The organism is Collinsella aerofaciens (assembly GCF_040920445.1).
Classification (GTDB): domain Bacteria; phylum Actinomycetota; class Coriobacteriia; order Coriobacteriales; family Coriobacteriaceae; genus Collinsella; species Collinsella aerofaciens_BH.
On the sequence record NZ_JBCOTQ010000024.1, the window covers coordinates 1 to 18,794 of the forward strand.

General features: G+C 61.5%; 15 protein-coding genes. 8 read left to right on the plus strand and 7 right to left on the minus strand.

What is annotated here, in order from left to right; all coding sequences use genetic code 11:
- Nucleotides 1-115: 115 nt before the first annotated feature.
- Entirely contained in the window at nt 116-1,054 is a 939-nt protein-coding gene (locus AB5405_RS05280; RefSeq protein ID WP_368137793.1) for a radical SAM protein, read from the minus strand.
- Nucleotides 1,055-1,581: 527 nt separating this feature from the next.
- On the opposite strand from AB5405_RS05280, the gene AB5405_RS05285 reads away from it, so the two are divergent.
- Together AB5405_RS05285 and trpS are read left to right on the plus strand one after the other, a co-directional pair.
- Nucleotides 1,582-2,781: an MraY family glycosyltransferase gene (locus tag AB5405_RS05285; protein WP_368137794.1), complete on the plus strand. Its 1,200-nt coding sequence runs from the start codon at nt 1,582-1,584 to the stop codon at nt 2,779-2,781.
- Nucleotides 2,782-2,940: 159 nt separating this feature from the next.
- The gene (gene trpS, locus AB5405_RS05290) at nt 2,941-3,990 is read left to right on the plus strand and encodes a tryptophan--tRNA ligase (protein WP_055286519.1); all 1,050 of its coding nucleotides are present in this window, start codon (nt 2,941-2,943) and stop codon (nt 3,988-3,990) included.
- A gap of 393 nt (nt 3,991-4,383) precedes the next feature.
- Here trpS and AB5405_RS05295 read toward each other — a convergent pair whose 3' ends face one another.
- The 5 genes from AB5405_RS05295 to pckA all read right to left on the minus strand — a co-directional run bounded on the left by AB5405_RS05295 (nt 4,384) and on the right by pckA (nt 8,999).
- Nucleotides 4,384-4,704, minus strand: a complete 321-nt coding sequence (locus tag AB5405_RS05295; protein ID WP_055286517.1) for an MGMT family protein — start codon at nt 4,702-4,704, stop codon at nt 4,384-4,386.
- Between the two features lie 80 nt (nt 4,705-4,784).
- A complete protein-coding gene (locus tag AB5405_RS05300) occupies nt 4,785-5,639 on the minus strand; it encodes a DegV family protein (RefSeq protein ID WP_368137795.1) in 855 nt (284 codons plus the stop codon).
- A gap of 119 nt (nt 5,640-5,758) precedes the next feature.
- Complete coding sequence (locus AB5405_RS05305) at nt 5,759-6,208, minus strand: MarR family winged helix-turn-helix transcriptional regulator (RefSeq protein ID WP_117820503.1); 450 nt, start codon at nt 6,206-6,208, stop codon at nt 5,759-5,761.
- 173 nt (nt 6,209-6,381) lie between these two features.
- Nucleotides 6,382-7,101 carry a B3/B4 domain-containing protein gene (locus AB5405_RS05310; RefSeq protein WP_368137796.1) on the minus strand — a complete coding sequence of 240 codons (720 nt, stop codon included), beginning with the start codon at nt 7,099-7,101 and terminating at the stop codon, nt 6,382-6,384.
- Between the two features lie 227 nt (nt 7,102-7,328).
- Nucleotides 7,329-8,999, minus strand: coding sequence for a phosphoenolpyruvate carboxykinase (ATP) (gene pckA / locus AB5405_RS05315; RefSeq protein ID WP_368137797.1), 1,671 nt, complete (start codon nt 8,997-8,999; stop codon nt 7,329-7,331).
- 379 nt (nt 9,000-9,378) lie between these two features.
- Between pckA and AB5405_RS05320 the strand changes: the two genes are divergently transcribed.
- Nucleotides 9,379-10,959 (plus strand): lipopolysaccharide biosynthesis protein, encoded by a 1,581-nt coding sequence (locus tag AB5405_RS05320; RefSeq protein WP_368137798.1) that lies wholly within the window; start codon nt 9,379-9,381, stop codon nt 10,957-10,959.
- A gap of 304 nt (nt 10,960-11,263) precedes the next feature.
- Here AB5405_RS05320 and AB5405_RS05325 read toward each other — a convergent pair whose 3' ends face one another.
- Nucleotides 11,264-12,103 (minus strand): metallophosphoesterase family protein, encoded by an 840-nt coding sequence (locus tag AB5405_RS05325; protein ID WP_368137799.1) that lies wholly within the window; start codon nt 12,101-12,103, stop codon nt 11,264-11,266.
- 253 nt (nt 12,104-12,356) lie between these two features.
- On the opposite strand from AB5405_RS05325, the gene AB5405_RS05330 reads away from it, so the two are divergent.
- The 5 genes from AB5405_RS05330 to AB5405_RS05350 all read left to right on the plus strand — a co-directional run bounded on the left by AB5405_RS05330 (nt 12,357) and on the right by AB5405_RS05350 (nt 18,665).
- A complete protein-coding gene (locus AB5405_RS05330) occupies nt 12,357-13,958 on the plus strand; it encodes a potassium/proton antiporter (RefSeq protein ID WP_368137800.1) in 1,602 nt (533 codons plus the stop codon).
- 226 nt (nt 13,959-14,184) lie between these two features.
- Nucleotides 14,185-15,309 carry a 3-phosphoserine/phosphohydroxythreonine transaminase gene (gene serC, locus AB5405_RS05335; protein WP_117770199.1) on the plus strand — a complete coding sequence of 375 codons (1,125 nt, stop codon included), beginning with the start codon at nt 14,185-14,187 and terminating at the stop codon, nt 15,307-15,309.
- 71 nt (nt 15,310-15,380) lie between these two features.
- A complete protein-coding gene (locus AB5405_RS05340) occupies nt 15,381-16,544 on the plus strand; it encodes a phosphoglycerate dehydrogenase (RefSeq protein WP_006235446.1) in 1,164 nt (387 codons plus the stop codon).
- Between the two features lie 177 nt (nt 16,545-16,721).
- Nucleotides 16,722-17,942 carry a M20 family metallopeptidase gene (locus AB5405_RS05345; RefSeq protein ID WP_368137801.1) on the plus strand — a complete coding sequence of 407 codons (1,221 nt, stop codon included), beginning with the start codon at nt 16,722-16,724 and terminating at the stop codon, nt 17,940-17,942.
- 39 nt (nt 17,943-17,981) lie between these two features.
- A complete protein-coding gene (locus tag AB5405_RS05350) occupies nt 17,982-18,665 on the plus strand; it encodes a DUF1015 family protein (protein ID WP_349117211.1) in 684 nt (227 codons plus the stop codon).
- The last annotated feature ends 129 nt before the right edge of the window (nt 18,666-18,794 follow it).

Consider the following 18,794-nt stretch of genomic DNA (forward strand, 5'->3'; position numbering starts at 1 on the left):
CATCATCGCGGTCTACGGGGTCAACGATATGGCACCGTGGGGACACATGTATGTCAATCCTGGTCTAACAGAGCCTTTTTTAATCCCCGTCCCAGAAAAATCATCGGCGAACGCGTTACTTTGCGCTGGTAAGGACGCCGGTGGTGTCGAAGGCTGGGGTGAAGCTCTCGTCTACCGCGCCGCCCTCTTGCCAGAACATCGTTGTAAAGCCCAGGTCGTCGGCATGGTCGAGCACCTGCTCGTACTCATCGCGCGTCACGGCTCGTGCCAGGTCGCCGCCCTGCTCGCGCATGAGCGCATTGGGCGTGTACTGGTTCATGACCGAGATCGGCACATCGCCCACCGTCTGCCACACCAGGTCCAGCACGCGACACGAATCGTCCGCATGCCCCGGCAGCACCAGGTGACGCACGATCATGCCGCGCTTCATGAGCCCGTCATCGTCCACCAGCTCTCCCCCGCGGCGCTCAATCTCGCGCGCCATTTGCGCCAGGCCCGACACGGCCACACGGGGGTAGTCCTTAATGTGGGAGAGCGACTGTGCAAGCCCCGCATCGGCATATTTAAAGTCGGTAAGCCACACGTCGACCAGATCGCCGAGCGCCGCCACGGCACTCGCGCGCTCATAACCGCTCGTGTTGTAGACGATTGGAATGACCAGCCCGCGCGCCCGCGCAGCGGCAATCGAAGCCGGCAGCAGGTGCGCGTAGTGTGTCGCCGTCACCAGGTTAATATTGTTCGCACCCTGGTCCTGCAGCTCCAACATAATCTCGACCAGGCGCTCGGGCGAAATCTCAAGCCCAAAATTACCCGTCGAGATCTCGTGGTTCTGGCAATAGACACATTTGAGCGAGCAGCCGCTAAAGAAGATCGTGCCCGAACCGGCCTCGCCCGAGATAGGAGGCTCCTCCCACATATGAAGCGCCGCGCGGGCCACCTTGAGCGTGTCGTTAGCACCGCATACGCCGCGCGCACCCTCATCGCGCGCCGCACCGCAACGGCGCGGACACAAATGGCAGGCGGGCGAAAAAAGTTCGGTCAACGACGTCGGCATAAAAACATGCTCCAAAACAACGATTCAGCAGCTCAAGCGCAAAAGGACCAACCGCACGGACGGCTCGAGCCTAAAGGCGCCGTAATCGTCCGACACGATTTTTGTAATGTCAAGACTGGAATCCACAAAGTGCCGCTTTATGATGTAAGTATTCCGCCCCCCGCGGAGCAACTGGGTGAACCGTCGCGTTTATTTAGGGAGCCCACACAGTCGTACCTAGTACAGGTATCCTTCGTTGTTAAGGACGCTGGAACAGTCGATGAGGGCACCCACCTGTTTTAGGTGGGTTCATTTTCTTAACGTGGGGGGTGGTTTTCTTTTGCCGAAACTCGCCATTGCAAATCCCGCCCAGACCCCAAAAGGCGCCAGGCAGAACCTCACCATCACTCGAATATCTGGTAAGCACGTGATTATCGCCCCGTGCAATTCCTCACACCCTCCTTGGTCGAGTATCATAGGTCAGCTATACCCTTTGCGGCGTGGCATCCTTTGACCTTTTCCTTCGACGCTTGGCGGTTTATCGATTCATGGCTTCCTCCACGAGCTTCATACCGTACCTATGCGTGGCGGTCGCGGCTTTTATCACGACCTTCCTCACGGTACCCCTGGTCAAGCGCCTGGCAATCAAGCTCGACGCCGTCGACTATCCTTCTAAGCGCCGCATCAACACCAAGCCCATCCCGCGTTTGGGCGGAACGGCGGTGTTTTTGGGCCTGGTCGTCGCGTGCACTGTGCAAATCCTAGGCACCTGGTACCTAGGCTGGCCACCCGTCCTGGTGCCGCACCCGCGCCTTCACATTAGCTATCCCATGCTGGCGCTCTCCTTTACCGTCATCTTTGCGACCGGCGCTATCGACGACGTCTTCCAGCTCACGCCCAAGCAAAAGCTGGCCGGACAAGTCCTCGCCGCGCTTATCGCCTGTATCGGCGGCCTAAAAATCGGCGTCATCGTCAACCCGTTTGCCCCCGGCGAGATCATGCTCGGATGGCTCGCCTACCCCATCACCGTGATCTATCTGGTGGCATTCACCAACATCATTAACCTCATCGACGGCCTCGACGGCTTGGCCACGGGCATCTGCGGCATCGCATCGTTCACCATGTTTTCGATGGCTGTTCTCTCGGGCCGCATCGACGCCGCCGCGCTCTCCATTGCGCTCTTTGGCGCCTGTCTGGCCTTTTTGCGCTACAACTTCAACCCCGCAAGCATCTTCTTGGGCGACTCGGGGTCGCTGCTTCTGGGCTTTGCGCTGGGCTCCATCTCGCTGCTCAACGTGAGCCGCACCGCCGCACTCACCTCGCTTATCATCCCGCTCATCGTTGCCGGCGTGCCCATCATCGACACGTTTAGCGCCATTGTGCGCCGCAAGCGCGCCCACATTAGCATCGGGCAGGCCGACAAGGGCCACATCCACCACCGCCTGATCCAAGAAGGCTACAACCAAAAACAGGCCGTGCTGCTCATCTATGCCTGGTGCATCATGCTTTCGGCCGGCGCCGCCGCGATTAACCAGGTCGAGGTGCCCATGCGCGTGCTCATCTTTACCGTGCTCGCCATTGGCTCGGCGGCCTTCGCCAAGCATCTACATCTATTTGAGCCCGTGCTGCTCCACCATTACAACAAGCGCACGCACGAAGATGAGCTGGTCACCCCCGACGACCCCGCTTTTAAGCAGGAGAAGCAGGCAGCCGAGGAGCGCAAAGAAGAGCGCCACCACAAGCTCTAGGGCAAGCTGCCGAGGATGTGCCAAGGCGTTGGCAGCCGTTCGCGCGAACGCCGCGGCGGACTTGAAAGCCGGCCCCTGGCAGTCCCTCACCCACTCACGCCCACCCCTCTCAATAAACACGCTATCATCAAAACCTGCGAACGAACGTTAGGAGCAATCATGCCAAACGAGAACAGCTACGAAGTCGCGCTGCAAAAGAGCAACGCCATTCGCGAGGGCCTGGCCAAGACGCCCGAGAAGTTCACCATGCTTACCGGCGACCGCCCCACCGGCCGTCTGCACCTGGGTCACTACTTTGGCACCCTCAAGGGCCGCGTGGAGCTGCAGAACATGGGCGCCAGGACCAACGTACTCATCGCCGACTACCAGGTCATCACCGACCGCGACACCACCGAGCACATCCAGGACAACGTGTACAACATGGTCATGGACTACCTTGCCTGCGGCATCGACCCCGACAAGACCATGATCTACGCGCACTCCGCCGTGCCCGCCGCCAACCAGCTCATGCTGCCGTTCCTGTCGCTGGTGTCCGAGGCCGAGCTGGCGCGCAACCCCACGGTCAAGGCCGAGATGGAGGCCTCGGGGCACGAGCTCACCGGCCTTCTGCTCACCTACCCGGTGCACCAGGCCTGCGACATCCTGTTCTGCAAGGGCAATGTGGTGCCCGTCGGCCGCGACCAGCTGCCGCACATCGAGCTCACCCGCACCATCGCCCGCCGCTTTAACAACCGCTACGGCAAGGTGTTCCCCGAGGTCGACGCGCTGCTGTCCGAGACCCCGCTGCTGCCCGGCCTGGACGGTCGCAAGATGAGCAAGAGCTACGGCAACGCCATCAACATCTCGATGACCGCCGAGGAGACGGCCAAGCGCATCAAGAAGAGCCAGACCGACTCCGAGCGCATGATCACGTTCGATCCCGAGAACCGCCCCGGCGTGTCCGGCCTGCTTTCGACGGCCGCCATCTGCACCGGCCGTTCCGAGGTCGAGATTGCCGAGGAGATTGGCATGGGCGGCTCCGGCCAGCTCAAGAAGTACGTGACCGAGGCCGTCAACGAGTACTTCGCACCGATCCGCGAGCGTCGCCAGCGCTACGAGAACGATCTGGATTACGTGAAGGACGTGCTGCACGAAGGTAATCGTCGCGCCAACGAGATCGCCGATCAGACCCTGGCAGAGGTTCAGGACGCCATGGGCATGGTGTACTAGACCGATTTGCTGGCTTGAGCTTTCGATTGCTTTAGGGCGGGCGCTACGACGTCCACCTTTTTCGGAGCCGGACTGCTTCGGCTCCGCCCATTGCACTCCCCCGATAAACAGGAACGGGCCCGCCGGCAGTCAGTTGCCGGCGGGCCCGTTCCCGAAGTACACCGTTGAATCGCACAGAGGGGAGGAATGCGAATCAAACTCAACAGGGCAGGCTTTTTCATCGCCTATTGCCTGCTCCGTTGCTGAATACAATATAGTTCACCGTGGTTTACTTTGCAGCATCAATATTCGCCGCCATAGCTTCTCCATAAGTTAGCCCCGGTAAACCTGCAACAGAAAACCACCACAAAGGGGACAGGCACCTTTGTGGTGGTTCTGGCCACGGCAGAGCTGTTAGAGTCCGGCAGGCCAACGACAGACGGCCAGGTCGACGTGCATGTCGTCCTTAAACGCCACACCCTCCCCTATCAAAAGCTCACGTTGAGCATCGGGACCGCCAAAAGCAAAACCCTCGCATATGCGCCCGTCGGCAAACACCACGCGGTGACAGGAAATCTCGCCGGGGCGCGGATTGCTATGCAGGGCATACCCCACATACCGCGCACTTCGTGGTCGACCGGCAAGCAGCGCCACCTGACCATACGTGGCGACCATCCCCTCGGGGATCTGCTCGACCACCTCGTACACCCGTTCAAAAAAGCCCTCAGACGCCATTGCTCGCTCCCTTCCACCCGGAAAAGCATAAACCACCGCAAAGGGGACAGGCACCTTTGTGGTGGTTTATGGCAGGTCAGTTAGTTGGCGGGCTGGAAGAAGGCTACGGCTACGGCGCCAGGGCCTACGTGGGTACCGATGGTGGCGCCGATGGTGTGAACGGGCAACTCGCCCTCGGTGTGGCCAGCCCAAAGTGCCGCGCTGTCCTCGATATACTTCTTGAGCACCGCATCCGAAAGACCCGTATAGCCGAGCGCCAGCGGCATGGAAAAGTCGATGCCGCCCGCCTTTTCGACCTTTTGGTTCAGCAGGTTGCGGCCGTTCTTGGAACCGCGCGCCTTGCCCAGCTGCACAATCAGACCGTCCTCGGCAGCTACCACGGGCTTTACGTTGAGCAGCGTGCCCACGGCGCCGGCCGCAGCAGACAGACGACCGCCGCGAACCAGGTACTCCAGCGTCTCGAGCAGGCCGATGACGACCACGCGGTCACGGACGGCCTCGACGGCCGCCGCGATCTGGGCCGCACCACGGCCCTCGTCCACCAGGCGCAGGGCATACTCGACCAGGACACGCTCACCCAGAGTGACGTTGTTGCTATCCACCACGTACACGTCGCCGCCCGGCGCCTCGGCAAGTGCGGTACGGGCACTCTGATTGGTGCCTGATAGCTTAGCGCCCACGGTAATAATCACAGCCTCATCGCCGGCATCACGCGCCTCGGCAATAGCCTGCGAAAACGCGTACGGGTTGACCTGGCCGGTCTTGGGCAGCTCATCGCGCTCCACGAGCATCTCGTAAAAGCGCTGGTGATCGATGTCGACGCCATCCATGTACACATCGGTGCCAAAGGTGACGGACAGCGGCAGAACACGCAGAGCGGGGTGCTCAGCCGGCGACATATCGCTCGCGGAATCGGTAATAATACGAATGGACATAGCGAATCCTTTCTTTCGCGGACCTCTCGCGGGGAATTTTGACAGCAATGCCCCGGCACGGCATACGCACTCAAACGGGACTATGCAGTTGTTAATTGGAAGCAAATGCCTTGGCGGCCTTAGATCTCGCGCAGGGTGTTGAGAATCGTGCGCAGCGACGCATACATCTGCTCGCGCTGCTCCACACCCATAGCCTTACCGGTGGTATCGAGCACCTCGCGAATGATGCGGTCCGCCTCGCTCATGCTCTCGCCGCCCAGAGCGGTCAGGCGCACCGGAGCACGATACTTAACGGCGGCATCGCCCGAATCATCGACCTCGACGTAGCCACCCTCCTCCAGATGCGCCAGCGTACGCGAGACGGCGGCGCGGGTCACGCCTGCCATGCGAGCCAGGTCGGCGCCAGTCAGGCCGTCCTTGCTGCGCTCAAGATAGTACAGGCACATAACGTCGGAGCCCTTAAGGCCCAGCCTTGCGCCCTCAGACGTCTTAATGCGCTGGATCTCCTTGTAGAGTCCGCTGATCAGTCCGACAAAGTCCTCGAAACGTGTCTCGTCGCTCTGCTGCATGGGAGACGACCGCCTTTCGCTTGCATAATGCTTACGGGTAAACATCTTAGTCGCATAAGGCGACACCCGTACCCAAATACCCCATTTGTTAACCCATCAACATAAAAACCACCACAAAGGGGACAGGCACCTTTGTGGTGGTTTTGACCGGCGAACATGATCCGCAGACGCCGCTACAGCTCCACACAGGGATTGTCGCGGGTCACAAGCGTCTTAACGACAACCGTCGCTCCCAGATAGCGCTCGAGCAGCTCGGCTAGGCGATCGATCGCGGCCTGGCAATCCCCCATCCGCTCGGGCTCCACGCACTCAATCGCCAAGAATGCATCGGCCGAATCGTCGGACAGCGCCGTGCGAACGCCGTCGCGCCAGTTCCAGCAGCGGCACACGGCGCCCGCATCGTCAATGTAGGCGAGCTCGCCGGGCAGCGTCGGGTCGTCCGCTTCCTCGCCAAGCGGCAGGAACGCGTCGCCACCATCAGTGACCGCCAGGCGCAGATCGCCCTCAATCGCATGCAAATCCTCGCCTCCCACGGGCAACGCGTAGGTCAACGACACCGTGTTGTAAATATCCACCGCGGGTGTAATGTGGCCCACCGGCTTGCCCTTGAGCACGCGTTTGAGCAGGTTCTCGATTGAACAGCGCGCGCCCTTTTTGGTCTTGAACAGACGATAGGCCTCGCGCCATGCCTTGACCGGTGCGTTCTCGCTGATTGTATCGCTGGTCAGATGACGCTCCGCATCGATATTCGCGCGATCGAGCAACGCCGCAATCGCATCCACGTCCTCTTGAGGAATCTGAGACGCGGGCTTCATACCCTCCACGACCACCACACCGACCGCTGCCTGCGGAAACAGCTCCCAAAATGAATCCTCGGCAATAAAGCTCTTCATACGTGCTCCCTTCATTGCGCGCGCCCGAGTGAGGGCGCCTAAACAAAAAGCGCCCTTACAACGGCCACCTTCAAAGTCCTACGGTGCCGTCACAAGAGCGCTTGCGCTGTCCCCATCCGGAGAAGGGGACGATATGTCAGGCGTATTGTAACCTGAGTCATCCGCGCGAGCAAAACCACCACAAAGGTGCCTGTCCCCTTTGTGGTGGTTTTGGGTCTGAGGCGACGCTAGCGGCGGAGTCCCAGCAGGCCGCGGCCGCGATGACGGGCTTCGGCGGGCACTTGAGCGTGCGGGCCGGCGGCCTTGACGGACTCGGGCAGGTGCGAGTACTTCTTCTCGAAGTTCTCCTCAAACATCACCGCCAGGTTGTGCGCTGCCTCGTCGTAGCGCGCGGTGCTCTGCCAGTACTGGCGCGGCACCAGGATGCCGTCGGGCACACCGTGGCACGTAGTGGGAATGTCGACATTAAAGATATCGTCGTGCACGAACTCGCTGTCCTCGATGGTACCGTCGAGGGCGCGGGCCACCAGGGCGCGCGTGTAGGCAAGCTCGATGCGATGACCCAAGCCGTAGCCGCCACCGATCCAGCCGGTATTGACCAGGTACACGCGGGTGCGACCGTCGGCGATACGCTCGCCGAGCATCTTGGCATAGACCATGGGATCGAGCGGCATAAACGGCTCGCCAAACAGCGAGGAGAACGTGGGCGTGGGCTCGGTGACGCCGACCTCGGTGCCGGGGATCTTGGCGGTGAAGCCCGTCACAAAGTGATACATGGCGGCATCGGCCGTCAGACGCGAGATGGGCGGCAGCACGCCAAAGGCATCGCAGGTCAAAAACAGCACGACGCTCGGGGTGGTGCCCATGCCCTTGGTCCACGCGTTGGGGATATGCTCGACGGGGTAGGCCACGCGCGTATTGTGCGTGATCGAGACGTCATCATAGTTGGGCTTGCGGTTCTCATCGAGCACCACGTTTTCGCAGATGGCGCCAAAGCGGACGGCGTTGAAGATTTCGGGCTCGTGGAACGCGTCCAGGCCCTCGCACTTGGCGTAGCAGCCGCCCTCGACGTTAAAGATGCCCATGTCGGACCAGCCGTGCTCGTCGTCGCCGATCAGCAGGCGCGTGGGATTGGCCGAAAGCGTGGTCTTGCCGGTGCCGGACAGGCCAAAGAACACGGCGGTCTCGTGCGTGACGGGATCCATGCTGGCCGAGCAATGCATGGGCAGCACGTCGTCCTCGACAGGCAGCAGGTAGTTCATGACACTGAAGATGGACTTTTTGATTTCGCCGGAGTAGCCGGTACCCGCGACCAAAATCACGCGCTCCTGGAAGTTGATGACCACGGCAGCGCTGGAGTTGAGGCCCTTGATGGCGGGGTCGCACTGGTAGCCAGGTGCCGCGAGCACGCAAAAGTCCGGCTCGCCGGTGCGCGCAATTTCGCGGGCAAGCGGACGAGCGAGCATTTGCTTAATAAAGAGCGCCTGGCTGGCACGCTCGCAGGCGACGAGCAGGCGACGCGTGTGGTTGCGGTCGGCGCCCGCCATGCCGCGCGTGACAAACACGTCGCGCTCGTTGAGGTAGTCGACGATACCAGCCTTGATGGTCTCGTAGCTCTCAATCGAAAGCGGTCGGTTGACGGCGCCCCAGGCGATCTTGTCGTGAACATCGGGGGTGTCAACGATAAAACGATCGTTGGGTGAACGGCCGGTGCGCTCCCCCGTCTCGATCACCAGCGCGCCGTTGGATGCCATGCGGCCTTCTTCGCGGCGGATAGCGTACTCGACGAGCTCCGCGGCGGGTAGATCGACCAACAGGCGGGGCTGATTATCGGCGGGATCTTCGACCAGCGTAATGCCAAAGTTGGACAAAACTTCTGCAGGGGTAACACCAGGCATGGGGCCTCCTTTAAAAACGCGACACGCGGACGCAGCGCGCACTTTACTCACGTAAAGCCCGTTGTACCCGATATGCAAAAACGTTTTTGCGGCAACGGCGAAGCGCCCGCCCAACGGTCAAAAATCACAGGCAAGCGGCCCAGTCATCGGGGACGTTCTTAAACGACTAGCCGTTGGGGACACTCTTGAACAGGCAACAACCAAGGAGTGTCCCCAGATGCCGGCACTTAGGGACGTTCCCAAAGTGCCTGCACATAAGGAACGTCCCTAAGTGCCGACTACCGAATGGCGCCGCCGAAATTATCGAACAACCTGTTCAAAAACACGAGCGGACACCGCGGTGTCTATACTAGAGCGCAGCAATAGAAAGGACCCCGCTTTGAGCATCACGCCCCTCGATAGCATTCGCCGCGCCATCGCCCGCCGTAACGGCATCTCCAACCCCGCTGCATCGAAAGACGGCGCCGCGAAGGCCCAGGGCGGCCGCATCGAGAACGGCCTGTTCCCCGCCTCCCACACGGCCGAAGAGCTCGCGCGCATCCAGGAGCTGAGCCAGCGCAACGCCGGCGGACCCGATAGCAGCCAAGCCACACGTCGCCGGCGCGAACGCGATCGGGAGCCCGGCCCCGTCCGCCGCATGGTCAACGCTTGGTGGAACCGTCTGCTCGGCGCCGTCTACGGCGGCGGCTTCTCCATGCAGGAAGCGGAATACGAGGAGCACGCCACCAGCCGCGACTATCTTTGGAACACCCTCGGCACCGCCGTATGGGGCCTGGCGTTTCCGTTGCTCACCATCGTGTCTACGCAGCTCGTGGGCGCCGAAGAAGCAGGCAAATTCTCCATCGCCTTTGTCACCGGCACGCTCATCATGATCGCGTGCAACTACGGCGTGCGCAATTTCCAGGTCTCAGACATCGACGAAAAGACGTCCTTTGCCTCCTACCAGCTCAACCGCTGGCTTTGTGGAGCGCTCGCCCTAGGCTGCGGCCTCATGTACAGCAGCGCCCGCGGCTATGATGCGCAGATGGCGACGATCGGCCTGGGCGTCTACCTGTATAAGGTCATCGACGGCGTCGCCGACGTGTACGAAGGCCGCCTGCAGCAGGCCGACAAGCTCTACTTGGCTGGAATGAGTCAAACGCTACGCTCCGTCGGCGTCATCGCGGTCTTCAGCGTGGCGCTGCTCTTCACGCGCAGCATGCCCATCGCGGCCATGGCCATGGGCATCGCCGCAATCGCCTCGCTCGTGCTGGTCACCGCGCCGCTCGCCCTGCTCGAGACCGAAAAATCGCGCCGCGTAAACCTGCGCGAGGTCGGCCACCTGTTTGTCCAGTGCGCCCCACTCTTTGGCGCGCTATTCCTGTTCAACCTTATCGAAAGCATGCCCAAGTTTGTGATGGAAGGAACACTGGCCTACAAATACCAGCTGTACTTTAATGCCCTGTTTTTTCCAGCTCAGGCTATTCTGTTGAGCATTGGATTTGTCTATAAACCGCAGCTCCTGCGCTTGTCGAGCATTTGGGCTAATCCTCGCAAGCGTCATCGCTTTGACCTGATTATTGTTGCCGTTATGGCGCTGATCGTGGTCATCACCGGCGTGTGCGCCGCATTTATGGCAGGTCCCGGTATTCCCCTCATGAGCTTTATGTACGGTCTCAGCTTTGAACGCTACCGTACGCTGGCGCTGCTGATGGTCGTCGCCGGCGGCGTCACCGCGGCCATCGACTTTATCTACGCCATCATCACGGTGCTGCGCCACGCTGGAGACGTCACCAAGATCTACCTGATCTGCTTTGCCGTGAGCGTGGTGCTCCCGGTGATCCTGATTAAGCTGCTGGGTCTGATGGGCGCTGTGGTGAGCTACCTAGCCATCATGGCCCTACTCCTGGTGCTACTGATTATCGAGTACGCCCACATCCGCCAACGCATCGAGAGGGACCGGAATCCGTACGGCGCCTAATTGCGGCGATGGGAGCAGCTAATTTGCGGTGGAATCACCCCGGCTGGGGTCTCGTTGCGGACACGCAAAACTAAGTGAGTAGACTTTTACCGAATCCCGGACCACACCGACAAAGCACAAGTCCGTGACCTGCGGTTTTATTGAGGCAAATATGTTGGGTGCTCGGCATTTCCAAAAAAGTCTACTCACTTAGCCAGCGGGCAGCCAAATGATTATCTAATCCCGTCCCAGAGAAATCAATTTGCGGGCAGAAGGGCAAAAGTAGTCAAAAAACCCTTCCCATATTAGCTACCCCTTGCACCGATTATTCGCCCGGGTTGATGTTCGCGTAGAACTCCGCCCCATCATCGAGCCGCAGGATGCCCACGCGACCGAACTCGGAGCCGGTGGCGGCGGCGCAGTCGATGTCGATGCGATCGGGCACACCGGCAGTGTCCTCGCCGCCCAAGCGCACGATCTGCCCGCGTCCCGATTCCTCATCGAGCCCCGCCAGACCACCGACCTCGCAATAGCGCCCAAGCGATACCGTGGGCGTGTGGCCGCTCACCACGACCGGGCCCTTGCCCTCGGCAGAAAGCAGCCCGGTCGGCACATCCCAATAGCCGTGACGAATCCATAGCAGGTCATCGGACGACTGCACCGCGAGCATCTGCTGCAGCAGCTCGCGATCGGCACCCACCGCTCCGACGCCATCGGCACAATCGACGCCATGCTCAAGCAAAAACGCGCGCGCCGCCTTCATCTCGATTCCAGCATGTACCAGCAGATACGGGCGCTCCTCGGTCTTGACCACCGCGTAGAGCGGCAGCGCGGCCATCCATCGCACGAGCTCCTCGTATGCCTCAAATTCCATGTCGTTGAGCTGCTCGCGCGTCGTCCAGCCACCGTTGATATCCCAGGTCTCGGCATCGAGCGGATCCTGACCAATGATGGCATCGAGCATGATCTGCTCGTGATTACCCTTGAGCACGTGGGCGTTGGGCAGCGAGCGCACGAGCTTAATAACGCCGACCGGATCGGGCCCGCGATCGATCATGTCGCCCAGCACGTACAGCGTGTCGTCGGACGTCAACGAGATCTTAGACAGGGCCTCGTCAAGCGCACGCACGTGCCCGTGAGCATCAGATGTCACATAGATCGCCATGGTACGCCTCTCCTTGCATTGCGGCCGAAGCCCGGTGCCGCAACTAAAACTTCAAGTTGAACTTAAACGTTACCCATTGTACTCCGTTGCAATAAAGCTGGAAAGGGTTTCCGAGCAGAGGCAAAGACGGCAGCCGTCTATGACGATATCGCGCACGCCCGCAATCCAACCCCATAAACCCACCATCTTTGGGTACAAATAACCACAGACAACTGACCGTGCCACGCCAACCACCCAGGAGCGGACACTATCCATGAACCAGATCCTTCTCTTTATCGGCCTCGTCATCATTTTGTGCCTGACCATCAAACCCGTCGGTAAAAAACTCCCCTTCCCCACCCTGCTCATCTTTATCGCGCTGGGCATGCTGTTGGGCGTCAACGGCCCGACGCATATCGACTTTAGCGACTACGCACTCACCGAAACCGTCTGCAGCACGGCGCTGCTGTTCATCATGTTCTACGGCGGCTTTAACACCAATATCGACCGCGCCAAGCCCGTCGCTGCGCCGGCGGTGCTGCTGAGCACGCTCGGCGTCGTCATCACTGCCGGCATCACCGGCGTGTTCGCCCACTTCGCGCTGGGGATCGACTGGATCGGCAGCCTGCTGCTGGGATCGGTCGTGGCATCCACCGACGCGGCGAGCGTCTTTAGCGTACTGCGTGAGCACAGCCTGTCGCTGAGAGGTGGCACCGACTCGCTGCTCGAGGTCGAATCGGGCTCCAACGACCCCGTCGCCTACATGCTCACCGCTGTGCTCGCTACACTCGCGGCCGGCGGCGACATCAACATTCCCGCACTGCTGGCCAAGCAGATTATCCTGGGCGTGGGCCTGGGCCTTGCCATCGGCTGGGCGGCGGGCCGCCTGATTGAACGCGCGCACGCAACGGCCAAGGACGCGCAGACCATCTTCTTGTTCGCCGTGGCCATCGTCGCCTACGCGCTGCCGAGCCACCTGGGCGGCAACGGCTTTTTGGCCGTGTACCTGGCAGGCATTGTACTGGGCGCCAGCGACATCACCGGCAAGGTCGAGATGGCGCACTTCTTTGACACCCTCACCGAGATGGCCGAGATGACGATCTTCTTCTTGCTCGGCCTGCTCGTCACGCCCGCACGCCTGCCGCAGATGCTGCTGCCGGGCCTGGCGCTCATGGCGTTTATGCTCTACGTGAGCCGTCCCATCGCCGTCGGCGTGCTCCTGGCGCCCTTTAAGACGAACCCCCGCCAGGTCGCGCTCGTAAGCTGGGCGGGCCTGCGCGGAGCAGCTTCGGTCGTGTTTAGCCTCTTTGCCGTGGTGGCCGGCGTTCCCGGCGGACACGACCTATTTGACCTGGTGTTTGTGATTGCCGTGTCGAGCATTGTGGTGCAGGGCTCGCTGCTGCCAGCGGTGGCGAAGAAGCTCGATATGATCGATGCGACCGGCGACGTGCGCCGCACCTTTAACGACTATCGCGACGAAGACGGCATGTCATTTGTAAAGCTCAAGGTGGGTGCTGGCCATCCGTTTGCCGAGCGCTCGCTCGCCGATATTGGCAGCGCGACGGACATGCTCGTGGTCCTGGTGCTGCGCGACGGGGCGCACCCGGTGCTGCCCAACGGCGATACCGTGATCCAGGAAGGCGATCTGCTGGTGATGGCCGCCCCAACGTTCGAAGAGCGTGCCGAGGTTACGCTGCGCGAGGTCACCGTAACCCCCCACGGTCGCCTGGCCGGCCAGCGTCTTCGCGATGTGCCGCAGGGCAAGCACCCCTTTATCGTGGTGATGCTCAAGCGCGACGGCCAAACGATCATCCCCGACGGCAACACCCTAATATACGCCGGCGACGAAGCCGTCATCGCCACGCTCGCGTCGTAGCGGGCAGGAGGTAGCTAATTTGCGACGAAGAGATCAAGCGCCTAGAAAGCCTCATGCCTTCGCTCGCAGATTTGGATTTGCCTGAGGAGTAAAGCACCCCTCCCCCATGTAACCATCCTGTAAATCATAGCGGCGCACTCGGGTTTTGCTGTGATGCGGTCGCGCCTAGCGCTCCACTGTGCTAAAGTATCCCGAACGTTCAAACGACTACGAGGGAGACTAGAAGATGGCACGTGTGCACAACTTCTCAGCTGGCCCGGCCGCGCTGCCTACAAGCGTGCTCGCCGAGATCGCCGACGAGATGATGGACTACCGCGGTTGCGGCATGTCCGTGCTCGAGATGAGCCATCGATCTAGCATGTACCAGCAGATTATCGACGACGCCGAGGCAACCCTGCGCCGTCTGCTGAGCATCCCGGACAACTACCGTGTCCTGTTTTTACAGGGCGGTGCCACGCTGCAGTTTGCGGGCATCCCCATGAACCTCATGCACCGCGGCCGCGCCGGCTACATCGTGACCGGCAACTTTGCCAACAAGGCATACAAAGAAGCCGCCAAGTACGGTGAGGCCGTGTTGCTCGCGAGCTCCGAGGACACCAACTTCGACCGCATCCCCGACATGGCCGACATCAATGCGCGCATTGCCGCCGAGGCCGCAGGCGACGGGCTCGACTACGTCTACATCTGCCAGAACAACACCATCTTTGGCACCATGTACCACGAGCTGCCCAGTTGTGGCGATGTGCCGCTGGTCGCCGATGTCTCGAGCTGCTTCCTGTCGCAGCCGCTCGACGTTGAGCGCTACGGGCTCATTTACGCCGGAGCGCAGAAAAACGCCGGCGCCGCGGGCGTGACCGTGGCCATCGTGCGCGACGACCTCATCGCAGATGGCCCCGCCTTTGCGCAGACGCCGCAGTACCTGGACCTTAAGACCCAGGCCGCCAAGGGTTCCATGCTCAACACGCCCAACACCTTTGGCATCTACGTGTGCGGCAAGGTGTTCCGTTGGGTTGAGCAGACCGGCGGACTTGCCGCCATGGCCGAGCGCAACTGGGCCAAGGCCAACCTGCTCTACGACCTGCTCGAGCACAGCGTGCTGTTCCATGGCACCACACAGGCCGACAGCCGCTCCATCGCCAACGTCACCTTCCGCACCGGCGACGCCGAACTCGACGCGGCCTTTGTCGCAGGCGCGGCAGAGCACCAGATTCAAAACGTCAAGGGCCATCGCCTGGTGGGCGGCATGCGCGCTAGCGTCTACAACGCCGTAACCATGGAAGATGTGCAGGCACTGGCCTCGTACATGAAGGACTTCGAAGCGCAGCTTAGTTTGAGCCCGCGATCTAACTAGCCCGCAACGCGCGGGCCGATCAGCCATCTCAGACCACCCTGTATAGATCAAAACCTGCTAAGGAGTTTTCCATGCGCAAGATTAAAACCATCGATGACATTACCAAGGACGGCAAGGTCGAGTTTGGTGAGGGCTACGAGTTTGTGAGCACCGCCGAAGAGGCCGACGCCATTCTGATGCGCTCGACCGACCTGCACGGCTACGAGCTGCCCGAGGGCATCCGCGCCATCGCCCGCTGCGGCGCCGGCGTCAACAACATCCCCGTCGAGGAGTACGCCAAGAAGGGCGTCGTCGTCTTTAACTCCCCCGGCGCCAACAGCAACGCCGTTAAGGAGCTCGTCCTAGGCATGCTGGTGCTCTCGAGCCGCGGCGTGGTGCAATCAATGAACTGGGTGCGTGACAACGCCGACGACCCCGAGATTCAGGTCGATGCCGAAAAGGCCAAGAAGGCCTTTGTGGGCCGCGAGCTCAAGGGCAAGCGCATCGGTGTCATCGGCCTGGGCAACGTGGGCTCCAAGGTCGCCAACGCCTGCGTCGATCTGGGCATGGACGTTTACGGCTACGACCCGTTCATTTCCGTCGAGCACGCGTGGGTGCTGAGCCGCGAGGTGCAGCGCGTGGGCACGCTCGAGGATCTCTGCCGCGGCTGCGACTACCTCACCGTGCACGTGCCCAGCAAGGCCGACACCATCGGCATGATCAGCACCGAACAGATTAACCTGCTGGCACCGGACGCCGTGCTCATCAACTACGCGCGCGAAACCATCATTGACGAGGACGCCGTCGACGCCGCCCTGCGCGAGGGCAAGCTCAGCTGGTTTAGCTGCGACTTCGCCACGCCCAAGACGGTCAAGATGCCCAATACGTTTATCACCACGCACTCGGGCGCCGGCACCGGCGAGGCCGAGGCCAACTGCGCCGACATGGCCATCAGCGAGCTCAAGGATTACCTGGAGAACGGCAACATCGCACACAGCGTCAACTACCCCGCCTGCAGCATGGGCAAGGCGCGCGCTGCAAGCCGCATTGCCTGCCTGCATGCCAACGTGCCCAACATGATCGGCCAGATCACGGCCATCCTGGCCAAGGACAACGCCAACGTGCAGCGTATGACCAACGAGTCCGCCGGCGAGAACGCCTACACCATGTTCGACACCGACGAACACCTAGACAGCAGCACCATCGAGGCGCTCAAGCAGATTCCGTCGATGTATCGCGTGCGCGTGATCAAGTAGCGCCGACTGACCTGACGGGCAGTTCCCCATGTGGCCTGCCCGTCGCTGACATTGAATGCCCGCGGGGGCGCCTTTCGCACGAGAGGCGCCCCCATTTTTGTGAGCGCTCCATTAAATGCACTGAGCCGCTTCTTGGCATACAATCTGTATGTTGACCTAACTATCTGTGAGGTGCCTATGGTTGATACAGATTTTGCTTGGCGGCTTACGCAAGGGCTCGTGCGGATCGACAGTTCAGACCCGGGTGCGTATGAGGACGAGATTGAGCGCTATATCAAAGCGTTGGTTGAGGAACGGTTGGCGCAGCTGAGCTATCCGGTACTCGATGCCGTGCAGATTGCAGAGCACGAAGTACTCCCCGGACGCCGCAATCTAATGGTCACCGTGCCGGGCCAAAGCGACGAGCCACGGCTCGTCTACATCTGCCATTTGGATACCGTCACCTTGGGCGATGGCTGGGACGCGGACATTCCGCCGCTCGGAGCGATCGTGCGCAACGATAAACTCTACGGCCGTGGTGCCTGCGATATGAAGGGTGGCCTGGCCTGCGCCATTGCCGCACTGGTCCATACGCTCGAGCGCGTGGCGGCAGAAGGCGAGCTGCCCCACCGCGGCTTTTCACTCATCTGCTCGGTCGACGAGGAAGACTTTATGCGTGGTTCAGAGGCAGCTATCGATGCCGGCTGGGTCGGCTCGCGTGAATGGGTGCTGGACACCGAGCCCACCGACGGACAGATCCAGGTAGCGCACAAGGGGCGTACGTGGTTCGAAATTGAAATGACTGGCGTGACGGCGCATGCGAGCCAGCCCTGGAAGGGCGCGGATGCCGTCGCCGCCATAGCCGAGGTCGTGTGTTCGCTCCGTCGCGCGTTTATGGCGCTGCCCGCGCACGATGAGCTGGGGCCTTCGACCATCACGTTTGGCCAAATCGAGGGCGGATATCGCCCCTATGTCGTGCCCGACCGCGCCAAAGTCTGGGTCGACATGCGTCTGACCCCGCCGACCGATACGGCCGCCGCGACGCGCATGGTAGAGCAGGCCATCGCCGTCGCCGAAGCCGCCGTTCCCGGTTGCCATGGCAGCTACACCGTGACGGGCGACCGCCCCGCCATCGAGCGCGACCCGAACTCTCCCCTTCTAGCAGCGCTCAAGCGTGCCGCCGATGACGTGACGGACGCGGACACGACCGTCGGCTTCTTTACCGGCTACACCGACACCGCCGTCATTGCCGGCAAGACAGGTAACCGCAATTGCATGAGCTACGGTCCCGGGTCGCTCGCGCTCGCGCACAAGCCCAACGAATATGTGCCCCACGCCGATATCGTTCGTTGTCAGCAGGTGCTAATCGCGCTCGCCGATAACGTGCTCTGGGACGCGAGCGGCCAGGTTGGGGCATAATAAGCCGCGAACAAACCGACTCGTGCGTTAGGACCGCCCATGAAAGCACTTCCGTTTCCCTGCATCCGCCCGGCTCAGGACCGCGTGCTCGAGGCGCTGCCTGCAATGGACAGCATCATGAGCGGCAACGATGCTCTGCGCGGAGCCATTGCCGATGGTCTGATGCTCAAGGACCCGGGTGCGGCGTATTACGTGTACGAATGCTCGGGCGAGCCGGGACGTGTGACGGGTGTCGTGGCGATCTGCCCGACGAGTGTACTTGCGGGCGGCAAGGGCGATGCCAGCGCCGACGTGGCCGCCGCCGCGCGCGCGATCGCCGAGCTCAAGGTGCAGCCGCGCCCCGTGTCGCTCGCCTACGAGGCGTCGCCCGTCATGGACATCATCCTGGGCGCTGCCAAAGAGGGCGCCTCGCTCTACGCCGTCACCGACCCCGCGGGTATTACGCACCGCGTGTGGGAGGTCAAGCGCGAGGACGCCGTCGGCGCCATCCGTGCCATGCTCGACCAGGCGCCGGAGCCGGCACTGGCCGACGACCCTGCCTACGCTGCCGCACTAGTCGAGGCATCACAGCTCCTGGCCGATGAGGCCCGTTCCGCCGGAACGTACACCGGCAAGGAGCCGTTCAACTTTACCGTTGCCGTGCTCTTCCCCGCTGCGCAGGCCAGCGGCGGCGCACCGCAGGTTCCGACGGGTCTGCTCACGCACCAAGTCGCGCGGTTCTAGCAAGACCAGACCGCGCAGCACAAAAATCGGCAGCTCAACAAACAGGGGGCGGAGATGCAGCAGGTACATGCATCTCCGCCCCTTTTGCGTCGAGAAGTTATGCCAGCGACCCGTGCCGCCACGCTCGCG

Excerpts from the sequence above, each read along its gene's own strand:
- AB5405_RS05280 (WP_368137793.1), bottom strand. The coding sequence starts at position 1,054 with ATGCCGACGTCGTTGACCGAACTTTTTTCGCCCGCCTGCCATTTGTGT.
- AB5405_RS05285 (WP_368137794.1), top strand. The coding sequence starts at position 1,582 with ATGGCTTCCTCCACGAGCTTCATACCGTACCTATGCGTGGCGGTCGCG.
- trpS (WP_055286519.1), top strand. The coding sequence starts at position 2,941 with ATGCCAAACGAGAACAGCTACGAAGTCGCGCTGCAAAAGAGCAACGCC.
- AB5405_RS05295 (WP_055286517.1), bottom strand. The coding sequence starts at position 4,704 with ATGGCGTCTGAGGGCTTTTTTGAACGGGTGTACGAGGTGGTCGAGCAG.
- AB5405_RS05300 (WP_368137795.1), bottom strand. The coding sequence starts at position 5,639 with ATGTCCATTCGTATTATTACCGATTCCGCGAGCGATATGTCGCCGGCT.
- AB5405_RS05305 (WP_117820503.1), bottom strand. The coding sequence starts at position 6,208 with ATGCAGCAGAGCGACGAGACACGTTTCGAGGACTTTGTCGGACTGATC.
- AB5405_RS05310 (WP_368137796.1), bottom strand. The coding sequence starts at position 7,101 with ATGAAGAGCTTTATTGCCGAGGATTCATTTTGGGAGCTGTTTCCGCAG.
- pckA (WP_368137797.1), bottom strand. The coding sequence starts at position 8,999 with ATGCCTGGTGTTACCCCTGCAGAAGTTTTGTCCAACTTTGGCATTACG.
- AB5405_RS05325 (WP_368137799.1), bottom strand. The coding sequence starts at position 12,103 with ATGGCGATCTATGTGACATCTGATGCTCACGGGCACGTGCGTGCGCTT.
- AB5405_RS05330 (WP_368137800.1), top strand. The coding sequence starts at position 12,357 with ATGAACCAGATCCTTCTCTTTATCGGCCTCGTCATCATTTTGTGCCTG.
- serC (WP_117770199.1), top strand. The coding sequence starts at position 14,185 with ATGGCACGTGTGCACAACTTCTCAGCTGGCCCGGCCGCGCTGCCTACA.
- AB5405_RS05340 (WP_006235446.1), top strand. The coding sequence starts at position 15,381 with ATGCGCAAGATTAAAACCATCGATGACATTACCAAGGACGGCAAGGTC.
- AB5405_RS05345 (WP_368137801.1), top strand. The coding sequence starts at position 16,722 with ATGGTTGATACAGATTTTGCTTGGCGGCTTACGCAAGGGCTCGTGCGG.
- AB5405_RS05350 (WP_349117211.1), top strand. The coding sequence starts at position 17,982 with ATGAAAGCACTTCCGTTTCCCTGCATCCGCCCGGCTCAGGACCGCGTG.